Genomic DNA, 16,390 nt, shown 5'->3' on the forward strand with positions numbered 1-16,390 from the left:
ACAGCAAAAAATCTTATATTCTTAATATGCCGCAAGCAACACAAGTGTCTACCGTGAAGAAGATATGCGAGGAAGCCGCCCTTTTCGAAAACAAGGACAGGCTGTTGCATTTTTCTATCAAGAACGAATTCCAGACACCCCTGCTGCTTGAAGCCGGAGACGCCTTCTACGACAGGTGGCTCCATTCCGGTACGCCTATCCCGCTGGATACGTTCCTTCCCGAATCGCAGACATTCACCGCGAAGCAGAAACAGGAACGCGAGCAAATCCTTTCCTCCGTGTTCCGGGAAAAGCGCCAGGATTTCGGGAAGTCCGACCTCTACCTGCTCCTCGGGTTCCTCAAGTGGGACGGCAACGCGCTCGCACCGAGCCTGCTTGTCCCTATCGATGTGGATGCCAAAGGCAAGTCGCTTACGCTTTCCAAGACGCTCCCGATGGAAAACATCGTGTTGCGTGAACGCATGCCCGATATCGGGCTCCCGAGCGCCGAAGACGCGATAGTCAACGGGCAGTTCAGCATATCGCTCTACTTTTCGCTTTTCGAAAAGGCCGTTTCGACCGAGCGCAACTGGAAATTCACCCGCCACGGCATCTGCCTTGCCTTCCTCAACTCGAGCAGGCTCAGGCTCAAGAAATGCATGGAGAATTTCCACAGCGAAAAACGCATTGCGGCGAACTCCTTCCTGAATTCCCTCCTCAACGACGAAGGGTTCCAGATCAAGGAATCCGTATTCGACGATGCAGATTTTGACCAGATATTCAACCCGACCGAGCACCACTTCCTCTACACGACGGACTCGCATACCACGAAGGTAACGATAGACGCCCTGCAAGAAAGCACGCTCGGCTATGCCATACAGACGCTGCCCGGCACGCAAAAGATGCGGGTCGCCGCGAACATCGTCGCCGAAACACTCGCACAGGGCAAGAGCACGCTGGTCGTTACCCGCCGCAACCTGAGCAGGCAGGCATTCTTGCAGGAATGGGACCCGCAGTTCCGCCAGTTCAGCGGACCGGAACGCGACACGCTGGTCGAACAGGTGAACGAGGCGAGGAACTACTTCCGCTCTTACTACAAGTCCATAAACCAGGTTGTCGAGCCCAGCAATACGAGCCTCACGAACGTGCTCAAGGAATTCGCCTTCACGCCGAAAGTGCGGGCCAAGTTCGTTGATTCCATATTCCAGGAATCGAGCGCGCTCGACTACGAACGCTTCAACCAGTTGCGCAACACGCTTGAACAGATTGTCGCCCTGTACTTCAGCCAGAACGGCATCACCGCGCGCAAGACTTTTGAAAACGTGAAGGTCGCAGACCTCACTCCCGAAAAGAAGGCCGAGATCGAAGCCATACTCCAGACCGCCGAAGAGAAGGCACGCGCGCTCTGCCCGCTGATTGAACTTTTCGAGAAAGAAAAATTCTTCCCCACGGGCGTCTACCTCAACGTTCTTGCCGATGTCATCGAACTCATCCGCAACAACTTCGACGCGCAGACTCCCGAATTTGAAGACTGGGACCTCAAGTCCTCCAGCTGGAGTGCCTACCAGGATACTCTCCGCGCGCTCCCCGAAGCAGGTGACAGCTGGGTGCGCTACCACAGGCAGACATCCGACATCTACACCGAAGATGCCATCGACGAGAACATCCTCTCGTTCCGCGACGAATTTGCAGAAAGCCTGAAGACAACGCTCAAGGGGCTTTCGGACCGTTACCGCAGTTCCAGAAGGCGCCTCATGAAGGTGCTCAAGAACCCGAAAGAAGTCACGTCGGACGCGCACCTGCTCGACCTTATCGACACGCTCCTCGAGCTGCAAGACAACAAGCGCGCCTACAAGGATACGGCGGTCCTCGGGAACCATCTGCTCGGAAAGGACTGGCTCTACGAGAAATCGAACTGGGTAAGCCTGAACAAGAAGATTACCTACCTCTACGAATTCCGGGAAAAATTCAAGGATGCACCGCAGTTCGACCTGATGCTCACCGTTCTCGGGCACTGGCACAAGATCAAGGCGATTCTCCCGCAATTAGACGAATACGGGAATACCCTCCAGGAACTGCTTTCTACAACGCGTTCGCTTTCGCAGGCATTGAACCTCACGACACCGCTCGAGAGCCTCACCTTCGAAAAATGGCTTGCGCAGATTGCCACCTGGCGCGAAAACTGGAACAGCATTGATTCTCACATTGAACTTTCCGTACTGTTCCAGAAGGTCGCAGAACTCGGGTGCACGAGCCTCGTACGCTACCTGCAGAACCCGGGCGCCATCAACGAAGAAATCGTGAAGGCCTGCACCTACAACTGGGCAGGCACGCAGATACAGAAGATTGGCAAGACGAACCCAGAACTGTTCGCGAAATCGCCCAAGGCCCATTCCCAGCTGAGCAAGCAGTACCGCACACTGCTCGACCAGTTCTGCAACGCGAACTTCCGCGAAGTCCATGCCATTGCCGACACGGGCAAGCTCGCCATACTCAGTATCGACGAGGCGTTCTCGCTCAGCAAGGACAGGCAGTTCGATACCGTGATTCTGCTCGATGCGGACTGCATCTCGGTCGCAGAGGCAATCCCGCTCGTGCTTCTTGCAAAAAAGACCATCCTGGTCGGGAACCCGCACGTGCCCACCATCGAGCAGCACGCCTACGACGCGTTCCTCGACGTGGCTCCCCCGCACACGACGTTCTTTATGGAAAATATCATGACGGCTACGCTCCGTCGCGGTATTCCCACGCGCGAACTCTGGCACTCGGAATTCTACACAAACCCCACGCTCTTCCAGTTCGCGAACTCGCATATCTACAACGGCGGCATCAAGCAGTTCCCGCTCCCGTTCAAGAGCAAGGCCAAGAACTGCCAGCTGAAGGTTACCGCAGACAAGGTTCTCGATATCGCGAAGGCAGCCGTCCAGCATGCCGAAAAGCACCCGGGCCAGACCCTCGGAATCATCGCATTCAGCGAGGACCGCTGCCACGAAATCGAAACGGCAATCAGCACGCTCGCCGAAAAGTCCGCAAAGAAATCGTTCTTCGTGCAGTCGGAGATGCCCATCAGTTTCTACGTGAAGACTCCCGACCGCGCCGTAGACCGCTACCGCGACGTGATATTCATTTGCGCAGAAAACGAGGGCATAGACAAGATTACGGCAGACCGCAAGTTCGCCGTATGCACGACGCTTGCGCGCAACGAGACGGTTACCTTCATCACGAAGCAAGACCTCGCCATGCAAAAAACGGCAAAGCCCTCGATTTTCTGGGACTGGATCAGCTACCTGCAGGGCAAATCGGATGACGCACCCGCCGAATCGCACATCGCAGATTCAGAACTCCGCGAACAGGTCATAGACTTGCTGAAGCGCGAGAACATCAATGCGGAGGAAAGTTTCTCCGAAGGCGGCATCCCGGTCGGGCCCGTCGTGGTGGACGCGAACAACGCGAACCGCTTCCTCGCCGTCATCGAGGACGACTGTACCAGCGAGCGGTTCCGCGAATCCGTGGAAGACCGCGAATACATCCGCCCGATAATACTCCGCCAGCTGGGCTGGAAGGTTATTTCTATCTGGACTCCATTCTGGTACCTCTCATACAACGACGAGACAAGCCACATCGTAACGACCATCGCGATTGAGCAGAGCGTGGCCCCGCCGCCACCCGAAGAATCCGAAACGGGCGATGCGACAAACGACGGCAACGAGCCCGAGGTAACGGCAGTCCCGTACCAGGTCGTTCACCCGAAAATCGAAGGGACGGCACACGACAAGCCGATTGCCGAACTTGACTGCATCGCGCTTATTGTGCAGATGAAGTTCTACGTGGACCACGAGGCGCCCATTCACGAAGAGATGCTGCTATCCCGCCTGCTGGAGCTCCACCACGTGGACCGCGCGGGCCCGAAGATTCTGCAGGCATTGAACGACGCCATCAAGCAGGGTTGCCAGAGGCACAAGTTCATCAAGACCGGCAAGTTCTTCTATTCTACGAAGAACCTGCCCGTAGTGCTACGCGACAGGAGCATGCGCCCCGATAGCGAGCGCAAGTTCACCTACGTTTCGCCCGAAGAACGCGCCCTCATACCGACGAACCTGGACGACTTCGCCGTAAAGCAGTTACTAGGACTTTTATAAAACAGAAAAAGCAAAGGCTCGTTTAGCACGAGCCTTTTCATTCACGGGCAAGGCCCGATTTACCTTAGTTTAACTACGAGCGCGTTGATGTTATAAACGGAAAGTTCGCGAGCCTTGTCGTCGGCGGCCTTCTTCGTGGTCCAGCCACCGCCACGCAGCTTGTAGAACGGGGCATCGAACACCACGTTGATGTTGTAGCCGGTCGCGGCAGAAATCTGTGCCCTGCGGCGCTGGGCGGCATCAAAGTCACCCACGGCTTCGAACTGGAGCACGTAGAGCCCATTGCCCTTCGAATCCTTCGAGTCCTTCTTGCCCGGAACCGCCGAATTCACGTTGGTCGTATCGCGGAGCGATGCGCTGAGTTCGGGCTTGTATTCCTTGCCACGGAAGAGGGAATCGATATCGGTAGGTTCGCCCGCCCACACGAGGGTAGAGAGGGCGCACGCAAACAGGCTTATAGCAATCTTTCGCATATCAATAATTTAGAAAAAAAGACCCCAGCTTCGGTGTGACACTTTACTTGACCACGCCCTTGCCGCGCTTCACGCCCCAGACTTCGGTCAGTTCCTTCTTGGCCTTCTTGCCCTTGTCGGCAAGCTTCACGAACGAACTGTACTTGGTGATGTAGGCGCCAGTACCCACCAGACGGTGCTTGTCCGAAAGCATGTTCCAGGCCACGTAGAAGTTGCGCGGGTTCTTCACGCAGTCACCCATGCCATCCGGAGTGGTCTTCGGGTCGGGCGAGAAGAACTTGTCGTTGCAGTAGAGCTTACCGCTCTGGTGTGCAACAAACGTTCCCAGGTTGGTAAAGTAGTCCACTTCGTACTGGAAGTACACTTCGCTCTTGTCCACCGAGGCATATTCATCCTTAGACCCGATAATGGAGCCCATGTCGGACTGCACAAAATGACCGAGCGTACCCGGATGGGCAGCCTTTACCTTGTCCATGTTCTCGTTCGTCTTCACGGGGAATATCTCGCCCACCGGCATGTCGGGCGTCACCCTCGACGGATCGGCAATGTTGTACGAAATCGTGGTCACGGTAATCTTGGCATCACCCACGACCTGCACCCACGGAGAAGGCAAGCGCTTGGTGGAGTTGTAGTTCGTCGGGGAATTCCAGGTCCAAGAAGCATCATCCGCAGAACGCAGCGTATCGGCACCCGGAGCAAAACCGTTCGAGGTATCGGCCCAAATCAGGGCATCGGCACGGAAGCGGATGTAGTCGCCCACGTGCGGAGTCGGGTTGTTCGGGTCGGCGTTGTAGTAGCGAAGATTGATGGTATCTTTCTTCGGCTGCGGCACGTTACCCGCCGTCGAGTGCATGTAACGGGCAGACTCGCTCGCGATATCGATGGCGGAGTTCAGGTAATAGCTGAACGCCTGCGCGCCAAAGCCCGCATCCAGTACAGTCACCGGTTCAGAAATGATAATCCTCACCTGGTCATAAACAGCGCCGTCACCTTCGTTAGACACGCGGGCCGCAAGAATCACCGGAGCCATGCGGTCAGTAAGGCCCTTCTCGAAGAAGGTCTTCACTTCCTTGCCCTTCCATTCGTACTTCGTGAACGAGGCAATCTTGTTGTCGGGGTTCACCTTGGTCTTCACGTCCTTCGTAAACGCGTCATCCACGGCAAACACGAGCGTCTGTCCACCATCCGGGCTACGGTCGTAGGCCTTCCTGACAGTCGCGGAGTCAAACTGCGTAGAGCAATACATCTCGGTGTCGCGAGAGTTGTTCGAAATGCCCATATCGTACGGGTTAATCTTGTCGAGGTTGCTCTCGTCAAAATGCAGGCAGATGTACGTCGGGACGGAGTCCGCATGAATCGCACGGTCGTAGATAATCGCCATCGAATCCGCCTTACCGTCAAGGTATTCCTGGCTTTCGCTATGGAAGTCATGGTAAATGTTCATTTCGCCAAGCGGGGCGCCCTTCACGTCGAACATGTCGACAATGAGCGGCATCGGTGCAGGCGGCTTGTAGAAGTGCATGTTGCCATAGGGGGCAGCAATCGCGTTGTTGTCGAGGGCAGCAACTACCATCGAGGCCGCAGTAGTAGAATACTCCACGTTGCTGCGAATGCGCACGAGAGCCACGCCCTCGTTAAACGGCGACACCTGCGAAACAATACCGTTCGATGCGTCGATGACGTCAAGCACGAACGAGCATTCCTTGCACACGCTGTTGGTTATCGGGTTCATCGCGATAACGTAGAAGTCCACGTCGGCGCTTACCCAGTGGAAGTACTCATCACCGTCCGCATCCGTATCCGGGTCCTGCGTAACCGGGTTCCAGGTAAGCACGTTACCCAAGGAATCCTTGGTAGCGGGTTCCGCAAACGTGATTGTCGGTGCATAGAACGTAAGCTTAGCCGAAGTGTTGCCCACGGAAGCGGTCACCTCCTGCGTACCGCTTGCAAGGCCTGCCAGCGGGACTTCCACCCAGAGGGTATCGATACCCGTCGGATTCACCGTTCCGGAGTAGGGCGTTGTCAGCGGGGTCTGGTCGGCAGGGTCGTTCGTCTTGTAGAGCGCTGCGCCCGCAGTAAGGGATAGCGAGTAGTTCTGGCCCGGAGCCGAAATCAGGTCAACACCGCCCTGGTCATCGGGAGCGGAGATATACACCGGAATGCGCGTACCCGCCATAGCCTTGTCAATAAACTTCCACTTGGTTCCGGAATTGTAGACCGAAGCTTCCTTGTCGACGTTATCGAACACCACGTCGCGGGAAACAATACCGAGGTTACCCTTGATGCGGAAAGAGTAGTAAGTCTTCTTGCCATTGACTTCGATGACAAGGCGGTAAGAGCCGGGAGCGAGGCCACCAATCTTATCCGGGTACACAACAGGCACCTTCGGGTTGGTCAGGTCGATACCGCCGTGGCTGATTGTACCGAGCGGGAGCGCCGCACAGTCGCTGCAGTTAGCCGGAATTTCGCCCTTGCGGGTAGAAATGGAGTAAGCAATCGGCACCGATATATCGCCACCGCATTCCTTAGTAACTTGCTGGCCCGCCTGCCCAGCGGTACCGAGAGCCACGGAGGCGCAGTCGCCACCGCCGGAGGTTTCCACGCAGATATTCATCTGCAGGCCACCCGTGCTCGTCTGCTGGGTCGAGAAGTCAAGACCGGTAGACTGCTTGATGTACATGTTCGTCTTGATAATGACGTTCGTCATCGTGGTGCGACGGTCACAGAAGAAGATATCCAGGTCATAGTCCTGGCCCGGCACAAGGAAGCCAGCACCGTAGGTGGTGTTCAGGTTCTTCAGCACCACGTGGCCCGGAGCGGCAAGGTGGGCACCGCCGTTATCCACGGCAAGTTTCTTGTTGATGAACACCCAGATGTCATCGTCACCACGGAACGTGAATTCCTGGTCCTCGTTGTAGGTGAACGTCGCATGCGACTGGAAGCAGTACTGCTGGTTACGTTCCAGGGCCACATTGCTATTCATCTTCGCCCAGTCTTCACGAACACCCCAGTCCCATGCCGAAGGATTCTCGCCACTGCTGAACTCGTTCGTGGCACCGCAGTCTATACCGCCAAACCAGCCCGGAGTATTGCAGTAATGGTCAAGGTCGGCATATTCAATCTTGATACCCACCGGAGCATCGGCCTTGCGCTTCTTACGCGCTTTCGGAGTCGGACCCTGCGGCACACCGTTTATAACGACTACAGAGGCGTCCGTGGAATTTTCCAGCGGGTAGAACCCGCCCGTAAAGCCACCCTTAGCAAGTTCGTTGCCATCCGCATCGTAGTGCGTGGAATCGGAATCGAACCCCCAGCGGGTATCCATGCCGTAATGACGGAAGGGCATATCGTAGCACTGCATCTCGTTAACGCCCGGCGTGTAGTTGAACAGCATATTGAAGTTCTGTGCAGTACCAAAGCATTTCACCGCATTCGGAGAACCCGAGAACACGGGCTTGCCGTCCGGGCCGAGGTCCTCGTTGACAATACCCGTATGCACGCCCACGCAGGCGCCAAACCCACTCGCATCAGGGTCAGAAGTAAACACGTTCAGCAACTCTTGGTCGCTATCGTAGATGATTGCGGCGAGAGAGAATGTGCACGTACCTTCCACATTGGGGTATTCCACGTACCAACCACCCGAACCGTCATCGGGCCACAAGGCGTCGTCGGGGATAAAGAACAGCTGTTCCACACTGTATGCTTCAAAAACGGTACCCAAGTCTATCGGGTCAGCTTCGCCATCATCGTCCCACAGGCCGTTGATGCCCAACTGCACATCCTTGTTGTTCTTCAGGTACAGCACAGCATCGGAAGGCGGAGTATCGAACACCATATAGTGCCAACCGCAATAGTCCGGCGAAGGAAGCATGGCAGTATCCTTCTTTACTCCCTGCGCAGTGGTATAGCTAATCATCAGGTCATCGGACTGCCATTCCTTTTCTTCGGGCAGCAATATGTAGAAGAACTTCGCATCGGGGGGAGCGGAACCCACGTAGGTCGAACCCGGATGGAGAGCGTCTTCTGCCACATACACCTGGGCTGTCGCACTGTTCGGGCACGGGATGGTAGCAAGGTTGCTAATCTGGTTGTACATGTTCTGGAACGACCATACCGAATCCAGTACCACGATGTTGCCCGCACCGTTGGTCGTGGAGTTCGCTATGCCGAACTTCGCCATGTAAGGTTCTTGCGTTATGGTGGAAAGGTCAACGGAGAAAAACCCGTTTTCGTCCTTGGTGGTAACGGTCTTTGGCATTGTGCCGTTTTCCACGAAGAACACCGCCTGAGTCCAGTCGCTAGGCGCCCTGAAGTAGACGTTTCCCACGCACGAAGCAAAAGCGCCCTGCACCCCTGCAAGGAGCCCCATGATACCCAATACAATCCCTAAGATGGAGGTCTTATTATGTTTCATACCTTTTATCCATAACTGCTTCAAACCAGTAGCATACGGGATAACCCAACATGCCACACTTGCGGGGAAATTTACTTTTTTTTCGCGCAAAAAAAAGCCTCCCTTTCGGGAGACTTAAGTAAAATCACTCAATTTCAGCGATGTAAGTTTTTTGTGTGTTTCGCGGTTACTTGACCACGCCCTTGCCGCGCTTCACGCCCCACACTTCGGTCAGTTCCTTCTTCGCGACCTTGCCCTTGTCGGCAAGCTTCACGAACGAAGTGTACTTGGTGATGTAGGCGCCGGTACCCACCAGACGGTGCTTGTCCGAAAGCATGTTCCAGGCCACGTAGAAGTTGCGCGGGTTCTTCACGCAGTCACCCATGCCATCCGGAGTGGTGCTCGGGTCGGGCGAGAAGAACTTGTCGTTACAGTAGAGCCTGCCGCTCTGGTGAGCAACGAAGGCACCCAGGTTGGTGAAGTAGTCCACCTCGTACTGGAAGTAAACTTCGCTCTTGTCCAGCGAGGCATATTCGTCCTTGGACCCGATGATGGAACCCATGTCGGACTGCACAAAGTGACCGAGCGTACCCGGATGGTCAGCCTTCACCTTGTCCATGTTCTCGTTCGTCTTCACGGGGAATATCTCGCCCACCGGCATGTCGGGAGTCACCCTCGACGGGTCAGCAACGTTGTACGAAATCGTAGACACGTCAATCTTTGCGTCACCCACGACCTGCACCCACGGGGAAGGCAGACGGTTCGTCGCATTGTAGTTCGTCGGCGAATTCCAATGCCAATCGGGGTCTGTCGCCTGGCGGAGCGTATCCATACCCGGAGCAACACCGTTCGAGGTATCGGCCCAAATCACGGCATCGGCACGGAAGCGGATGTAGTCGCCCACGTGCGGGGTCGGGTTGTTCGGGTCGGCGTTGTAGTAGCGAAGGTTGATGGTATCCTTCTTCGGCTGCGGCACGTTACCCGCCGTCGAGTGCATGTAACGGGCAGATTCGCTCACGATATCGATGGCGGAGTTCAGGTAGTAGCTGAACGCCTGGGCGCCATAGTTCGCATCCATCATGGTCACCGGTTCGGAAACAATAATCCTCACCTGGTCGTAAACGGCACCATCACCTTCGTTAGACGCGCGAGCCGAGAGAATCACCGGAGCCATGCGGTCGGTAAGTCCCTTCTCGAAGAAGGTACGCGCTTCCTTGCCCTTCCACTTGTACACCGTGAACGAGGCAATCTTGTTGTCCGGGTTCACGAGCGTCTTCACATCCTTACTGAGCGGTTCGTCGACAGCGAACACGAGCGTCTGGCCACCGTCCGGGCTCTTTTCGAACGCCTTACGGATAGCGACAGTATCGAACTGGGCGGAGCACTTCATCTCCGTATCCTTATTGTTGTTCGAAATGCCCATTTCATAGGGATTAATCTTCTCGAGGTTCGATTCGTCGAAATTCAAGCAGATGTAGGTCGGGATGGAATCCTTGTCAATCTTACGGTCGTAGATAATGGCCATGGAGTCGGCCTTACCGTCGAGGTATTCCTGGCTTTCGCTATGGAAGTCATGATAGATGTTCATTTCGCCAAGCGGGGCGCCCTTCACGTCGAACAGGTCGACAATGAGCGGCATCGGTGCAGGCGGCTTGTAGAAGTGCATGTTGCCATAGGGAGCGGCAATCGCGTTGTTCTCGATAGAACCGACAACCATGGAGGCAGCCTCGACAGAGTATTCAAGATTGCAGCGGATACGCACCAGGTACACGCCATCGGCATACTTGCCTATCTGCGAAGTAATACCATTCGAGGCATCGAGTACATCGATATCAAACGAACATTCCGTGCAGAGGGCACCGGTAACCGGATTCGAAATAATCACGAAGAAGTCCACGTCGGAACCCACCCAGTGGAAGTATTCCGTAACGCCGTCCTCCTCGAAGTCCGGGTCCTGCGTGACCGGGTTCCAGGTAAGCACATTGCCCAGGGAATCCTTCGTCGCAGGTTCGGCAAACGAGATTGCCGGAGCATAGAACGTAATGGTAGCCGAAGTGTTACCCACGGAGGCGGTGACCGGCATGGAACCGGCAGAAAGCCCAGCAAGCGGAACTTCGAGCCAGAACGTGTCGATACCCGTCGGGTTCACAGACGACGCCAGCGGGGTCACGAGCGGGATTCCGTAATTCGGATCGGCGGGGTCGTTCGTCTTGTAAAGCGTTGCACCCGCGGTAAGCGTAAGCGTGTAGCTCTGGCCCGGAGCAGAAATCAGGTCGATACCGCCCTGGTCATCGGGAGCAGACACGTATATCGGCACGCGCGTACCCGCCATACCTTCACCGACAAACTTCCAGGTAGTACCGCTAGCATAGGCGGCATCGTCGCCATCGACGTTATCGAACTTGACATCGTTAGAAACGATACCCAGGTTACCCTTCACGCGGAACTTGAACTTTTCGTTGCTGCCGTTGACTTCCACGTTCAGTAAGTAAGTACCGGGAGCAAGCCCGGTAATCTTGTCGGGGTTGACAACAGGGTTTCTCGGATCTGCGAGGTTGATACCGCCGTGTACCCAGCCGTTGTTACCGGCAGTCGGGCCGAACGGGAGCGCAGCACAGTCGGCACAGCCGGCAGGCGTTTCGCCCTTGCGGGTGGTAATAGAGTATGTAATGGGCTTGTCGATTTCGTCACCGCACTTAATAGTCTTTTCCGGCCCGGTGCCGCCACCGAGAGCCACAGAGGCACAGTCGCCGCCACCCGAGGTTTCCACGCAGATATTCACCGCGATATCACCTGAGGCAGCGTCCTTCTTCGAAGAAAGCATAACACCCGTAGACTGCTTGATGTACATGTTCGTCTTGATAATCACGTTACTCATCGTGGTTCGGCGGTCACAGAAGAAGATGTCAATCGGGTAATCGTTGCCCGGCACAAGGAAGCCTGCACCGTAGGTGGTGTTCAGGTTCTTCAGCACCACGTGGCCCGGAGCGGCAAGGTGCGCACCGCCGTTATCCACGGCAATCTTCCTGTTGATGAACACCCAAATGTCGTCGTCACCGCGGAAGGTGAATTCCTGACTTTCATTGTAGGTGAACGTTGCATGCGATTCGAAGCAGAAATGCTGGTTACGCGTTTCAGTCTTGGAAACAGTACCATCCTGACCCCAACGCTGGAAGCCGGGCTTGCAGTAGTCACCCCAGCACCAGATCTTACCCACAGGGACTTCGTCACCATTGGCAAACTTGCCTTCGCAATCCGCACCCGTCGGCCAACCCGGAGTCTTGCAGTAGTGGTCCAGATCCACGCCAAGCACGGAATCCGCAAAATTCGGGACAGGGCCACATGCCGGGCGCTTTGTTCTAGCAGCGGCAAGCGGACCAGCAAGAGTCGGAACACCATTGATATTCAACGTAACCACGCCTGCATCCGTAGAATTTTCCAGCGGAGAGAAACCACCGACAAGGCCATTCGTGACAGCGGAATCGGAATCGTAACCCCAGCGGGTATCATTACCGTAATGGCGGAACGGCATATCGTAGCACTGCACTTCGTTCTTGCCCGGAGTATAGTTGAACAAGGTCTTGAAGTTGGTTTCGTTGGTAAAGCAGGTTTGCGCCCAAACGCTTGCCGGGTTGAACACGGGCTTATTGTCATCACCAAGGTCAGTCATCACCATTCCATGATGAACGCCCACGCAGGTTCCATACCCGGTAAGATCAATCGCATCTTCCGTGAACAGCGGGTTCACAGACTTATCCGTATCATAAATAACAGCGGCGAGGCTGAAGGTACAACGGCTGTTGTTGCCCGGTTCAGGAACACCAGGGTCGGTCACATACCAGCCACCATCTTCTTCACCGGGCCAGTCGCCATCGTCCGGAATAAAGTAAAGCGTATTGGTGCCGTAGGCTTCGTAAAGGAGGCTCAGGTCTACCGGAGTAGCAACATCTTCTTCGCCCCACAGGCCGTTCGCACCCAATTGCATATCCGGAGAATTCTTGAGGTACATGTACACGTTAATCGGGGCATCGTTGAACACCATGCCGAACCAGCCGCACATCGTCTGCATCGGGCTCATCGCCGTGTCCTTAGGGACACCGTTCAGTTCGTAATGGATCATCATCTCGTCGGACTGCCATTCCTTCACTTCGGGAACAAGCACGTAGAAGTACTTTGCCGTAGGCGGAACGCTGCCCACGTAGGTCTTGCCCGGCCTAGTGTCATCGGGCTGGATGTAAATCTTTTCACCTGCACCGGGGCACTTGAAGTCCAACAAGCCAGGGCGTCCTGCACCCACATAGTCGGCACCGGTACTGCCATCCATGCGGCGGATACCCGGGCTATCGATATTCGTGCCGTCCGTCGTCGTGTAGACGATAAACGTAGAGTTGTCATTGCCCGTCACTTGAGCAAGATTGAACACGTAGTATCCCGAAGCTGCATCAAGCGCGGTTGCAGGCACCTTGGTACTTTCGTTACCGTAGTAAATATATAAGTCCGTCCAGGTGGCCGGAGTCTTTATATAAGCCGTTCCCGCGCAATTTGCCGCAAATGCACCCTGCACCCCTGCAAGGAACATCGCGATACCCAATACACACCCTATGAGAGAGGACTTATGTTCTTTCATAATTTTTTTATCCATTTTGGTTCTCCAGCCAATAGCATAGCAAAAAGACAGCGGCCTCTTGCGATGCCACACCGCCTTGAAATTTATCCTTTTTTTACGAAAAAGGGTAATTTTTTTTGAAAATATTTGAAAAGGGGACCTTTCTTGTGATTTTTTCGCGTATTTTGCGGGTCGTATTGTAAATTTTAGGTTACAGCCAGTCCTTTCGTTCCTTTTTTAGGTCTTGATGAGCGCTTTTAGGGTCCTTTTGTTCACTATTTTTCTATAATGTCATGCAGGCACATGCCGTAAATTTCAGACTATATTTATAATAGGCTGTGCGGAGACTTTTATGCAGGATTTAGACCAGACCATCGTTACCCCGGGCAAGACCATCAAGTTCGAAAAGATCGAGCTGCGCCCGCACCTCATAATCCTGTACCCCCAGACCCAATTCAAGCAGATTCCCCTCCCGAAGGGGACGATTACCCTCGGGCGCGGGCAAGATGCCGACGTGCGCCTCGATGACGAGCTCGTGAGCCGCAGGCATTGCGCCATCACGTTCGACGGAATCCGCGTGACCGTCAAGGACCTCGGGAGCACGAACGGCACCTTCGTAGACGGAGAATTCGTGGAGGAGAAGGTCCTCGATTCCGACAACCGCCTGCAGATTGGCAAGATGGTGATGAAGGTGGAATTCAAGGACAAGAGCGAAGAGGCGATAGACAAGGCCCTCTACGAGGCGGCAACAATAGACCCGCTCACCAAGATAAGCAACCGCAGGAACTTCTTTGACCGTAGCCTCGGCGAACTCGCGCTCGCCCGCCGCAACAATTACTTTGTACACACCATCATGGTGGACGCGGACCACTTTAAGCGCGTGAACGACACCTGGGGCCACCAGTGCGGCGACATGGTGCTGAAGGAAATTGCGAGAATCCTGAACGAGGAAAAGCGGGAGGCCGACCTGCTCGCCCGTTACGGCGGTGAAGAATTTTTGCTGCTGCTCGCGGGGATAAGCCCCGAAGACGCACGGAAGAGCGCCGAACGCCTCCGCAAGGCAGTAGAAAGCCACAAGTTCTCGTGGAAGGACACGGTTATCCCCGTAACGATTTCCCTCGGGCTGTGCAGCCGCCAGGGCGAAAACATCGGGAAGGTCGAGGAACTGATTGCCGAATGCGACCGCCTGCTGTATGTGGCCAAGGAAGGCGGCAGGAACCAGGTAGCTTGCGAAGTGTAACTTCGCAAATGCGGAATTAGGAAGTAAGAATTAGGAAATTCACCCCAAAAACAATTCCGACATTCGAAATCCGAATTAATAATTTTCTAAATTTGCGCGCCGAAATGTCGAAACTGAATTCCGAGCGCCTCAATTCCTTTGGTACAGCAAGTATCCCGAAACTGGTATTGCAGTTCTCGGTGCCCTCCATCGTGAGCATGCTGGTGAACGCGCTCTACAATATAGTAGACCGCCTCTTCGTGGGCCAGGAAGTCGGAAGCCTCGGCATCGCGGGCATCACGCTGTGCTTCCCCATCATGCTGTTCATCATGGCGATGTCGATGATGATTGGCGTGGGCGGCAACACGCTGTTCGCCATCCGCCTCGGGCAAAAGAAGTACATCCAGGCAAGCATCATTCTGAACAACTCGTTCTCGCTCCTGTTGCTGATGGCCGCCACCACGTTTACGCTCGGCGAGATATTCATGGAACCCCTGCTCCGCCTGTTCGGCGCAAGCGACCAGACACTCCCCGTTGCCAGCAGCTACATGCGCATATTGCTTTGCGGTGCGGTATTCCAGACGGTCGCCCCGGGCATGAACCACTTTATCCGTAGCATGGGCCACCCCAAGACGGCCATGTTCCGCGAAGTCATCGGAGCCGTCACGAACATCGCGCTCGACTGGCTGTTTATAGTGCAGTTCCGCTGGGGCATTGAGGGAGCCGCATGGGCGACCATCGGTTCACAGCTGGTGGCGGCATCGCTCATCACGCAGTTCTTCGTGAAGAAAGATACCCCCATCCGCATCCGCTGGCGCCACATGAAGCTGCGCTTCGCATATGTGAGGAAGATTATCATCCTCGGTATTCCGCCCAGCATTATGCAGGTGTGCAACAGCCTGATGAACGCCATCCTCAACTGGAGCCTCACCACCTACGGGGCAATCAGCCTGCACGACACGGGGGCTCTCTCGGGCGGCGACCTCGCAATTTCTGCATTCGGCATCGTGAACAGCATCGCCTCGTTCATATTGCTCCCGCTGCTCGGCTTTGTGCACGGCACGCAACCCATCATCGGGTACAACTTCGGCGCGCGCCTCAACGCACGCGTGAAGGCGACCCTCAAGTTCACATTCATCTACGCGGGGAGCTTTATGCTCGTAGCGTGGGCGATACTGATGTGGAAGGCAGAAGTGTTCGTGGCGCCCTTCGCGCCTACCGACCTCAAGCTGCAGGAAGTCGCCGTGTGGGCCATGCGTATTTTCGGGGCGGCATTCTTCATGATTCCGCTCGGGCTCGTTTCGGGCAGTTTTTTCCAGGGTACAGGAAAGGCGCTCAGGTCCATGTTCCTGAACGCCTGCAGGCAAGTAATTCTGCTAATTCCCTTTTTGCTCGTGCTCCCGCACTTCTTTGAACTGAAGGGTGTGTTCATGGCGCAGCCCGTCGCCGACACGGGTGCGGCCATCATCGGCGTGCTCATGCTCCGGCACGAACTGAAGAAGCTGAAATAAAGATTCCCGCCTTCTCCTCAAAGAGGATAACTCTACTATGGCAACAAGTTGCCAAGTATCGTATAGCGGG

At 55.3% G+C, this 16,390-nt stretch carries 6 protein-coding genes; 3 read left to right on the plus strand and 3 right to left on the minus strand.

Annotated elements, in window-relative coordinates; translation table 11 throughout:
* The first annotated feature begins 26 nt into the window (after positions 1 to 26).
* Positions 27 to 4,118: a hypothetical protein gene (locus BUB22_RS00170; protein ID WP_073113413.1), complete on the plus strand. Its 4,092-nt coding sequence runs from the start codon at positions 27 to 29 to the stop codon at positions 4,116 to 4,118.
* Between the two features lie 59 nt (positions 4,119 to 4,177).
* Here BUB22_RS00170 and BUB22_RS00175 read toward each other — a convergent pair whose 3' ends face one another.
* From BUB22_RS00175 to BUB22_RS00185, 3 genes are all read right to left on the minus strand, one after another.
* Positions 4,178 to 4,591, minus strand: a complete 414-nt coding sequence (locus BUB22_RS00175) for an SPOR domain-containing protein (protein ID WP_072813471.1) — start codon at positions 4,589 to 4,591, stop codon at positions 4,178 to 4,180.
* Between the two features lie 43 nt (positions 4,592 to 4,634).
* Positions 4,635 to 9,005 carry a fibro-slime domain-containing protein gene (locus tag BUB22_RS00180; protein WP_083535280.1) on the minus strand — a complete coding sequence of 1,457 codons (4,371 nt, stop codon included), beginning with the start codon at positions 9,003 to 9,005 and terminating at the stop codon, positions 4,635 to 4,637.
* 166 nt (positions 9,006 to 9,171) lie between these two features.
* The gene (locus BUB22_RS00185) at positions 9,172 to 13,626 is read right to left on the minus strand and encodes a fibro-slime domain-containing protein (RefSeq protein ID WP_083535282.1); all 4,455 of its coding nucleotides are present in this window, start codon (positions 13,624 to 13,626) and stop codon (positions 9,172 to 9,174) included.
* 316 nt (positions 13,627 to 13,942) lie between these two features.
* Between BUB22_RS00185 and BUB22_RS00190 the strand changes: the two genes are divergently transcribed.
* Positions 13,943 to 14,830, plus strand: coding sequence for a GGDEF domain-containing protein (locus BUB22_RS00190; RefSeq protein WP_072813465.1), 888 nt, complete (start codon positions 13,943 to 13,945; stop codon positions 14,828 to 14,830).
* Between the two features lie 104 nt (positions 14,831 to 14,934).
* Positions 14,935 to 16,320 (plus strand): MATE family efflux transporter, encoded by a 1,386-nt coding sequence (locus BUB22_RS00195; RefSeq protein ID WP_073113600.1) that lies wholly within the window; start codon positions 14,935 to 14,937, stop codon positions 16,318 to 16,320.
* Positions 16,321 to 16,390 lie beyond the last annotated feature (70 nt).

Origin of the sequence: Fibrobacter sp. UWCM, from assembly GCF_900129735.1 — a bacterium.
Taxonomy (GTDB): domain Bacteria; phylum Fibrobacterota; class Fibrobacteria; order Fibrobacterales; family Fibrobacteraceae; genus Fibrobacter.

Coding starts and splice junctions, on each gene's coding strand:
- BUB22_RS00170 (WP_073113413.1), top strand. CDS start 27: ATGCCGCAAGCAACACAAGTGTCTACCGTGAAGAAGATATGCGAGGAA.
- BUB22_RS00175 (WP_072813471.1), bottom strand. CDS start 4,591: ATGCGAAAGATTGCTATAAGCCTGTTTGCGTGCGCCCTCTCTACCCTC.
- BUB22_RS00180 (WP_083535280.1), bottom strand. CDS start 9,005: ATGAAACATAATAAGACCTCCATCTTAGGGATTGTATTGGGTATCATG.
- BUB22_RS00185 (WP_083535282.1), bottom strand. CDS start 13,626: ATGGATAAAAAAATTATGAAAGAACATAAGTCCTCTCTCATAGGGTGT.
- BUB22_RS00190 (WP_072813465.1), top strand. CDS start 13,943: ATGCAGGATTTAGACCAGACCATCGTTACCCCGGGCAAGACCATCAAG.
- BUB22_RS00195 (WP_073113600.1), top strand. CDS start 14,935: ATGTCGAAACTGAATTCCGAGCGCCTCAATTCCTTTGGTACAGCAAGT.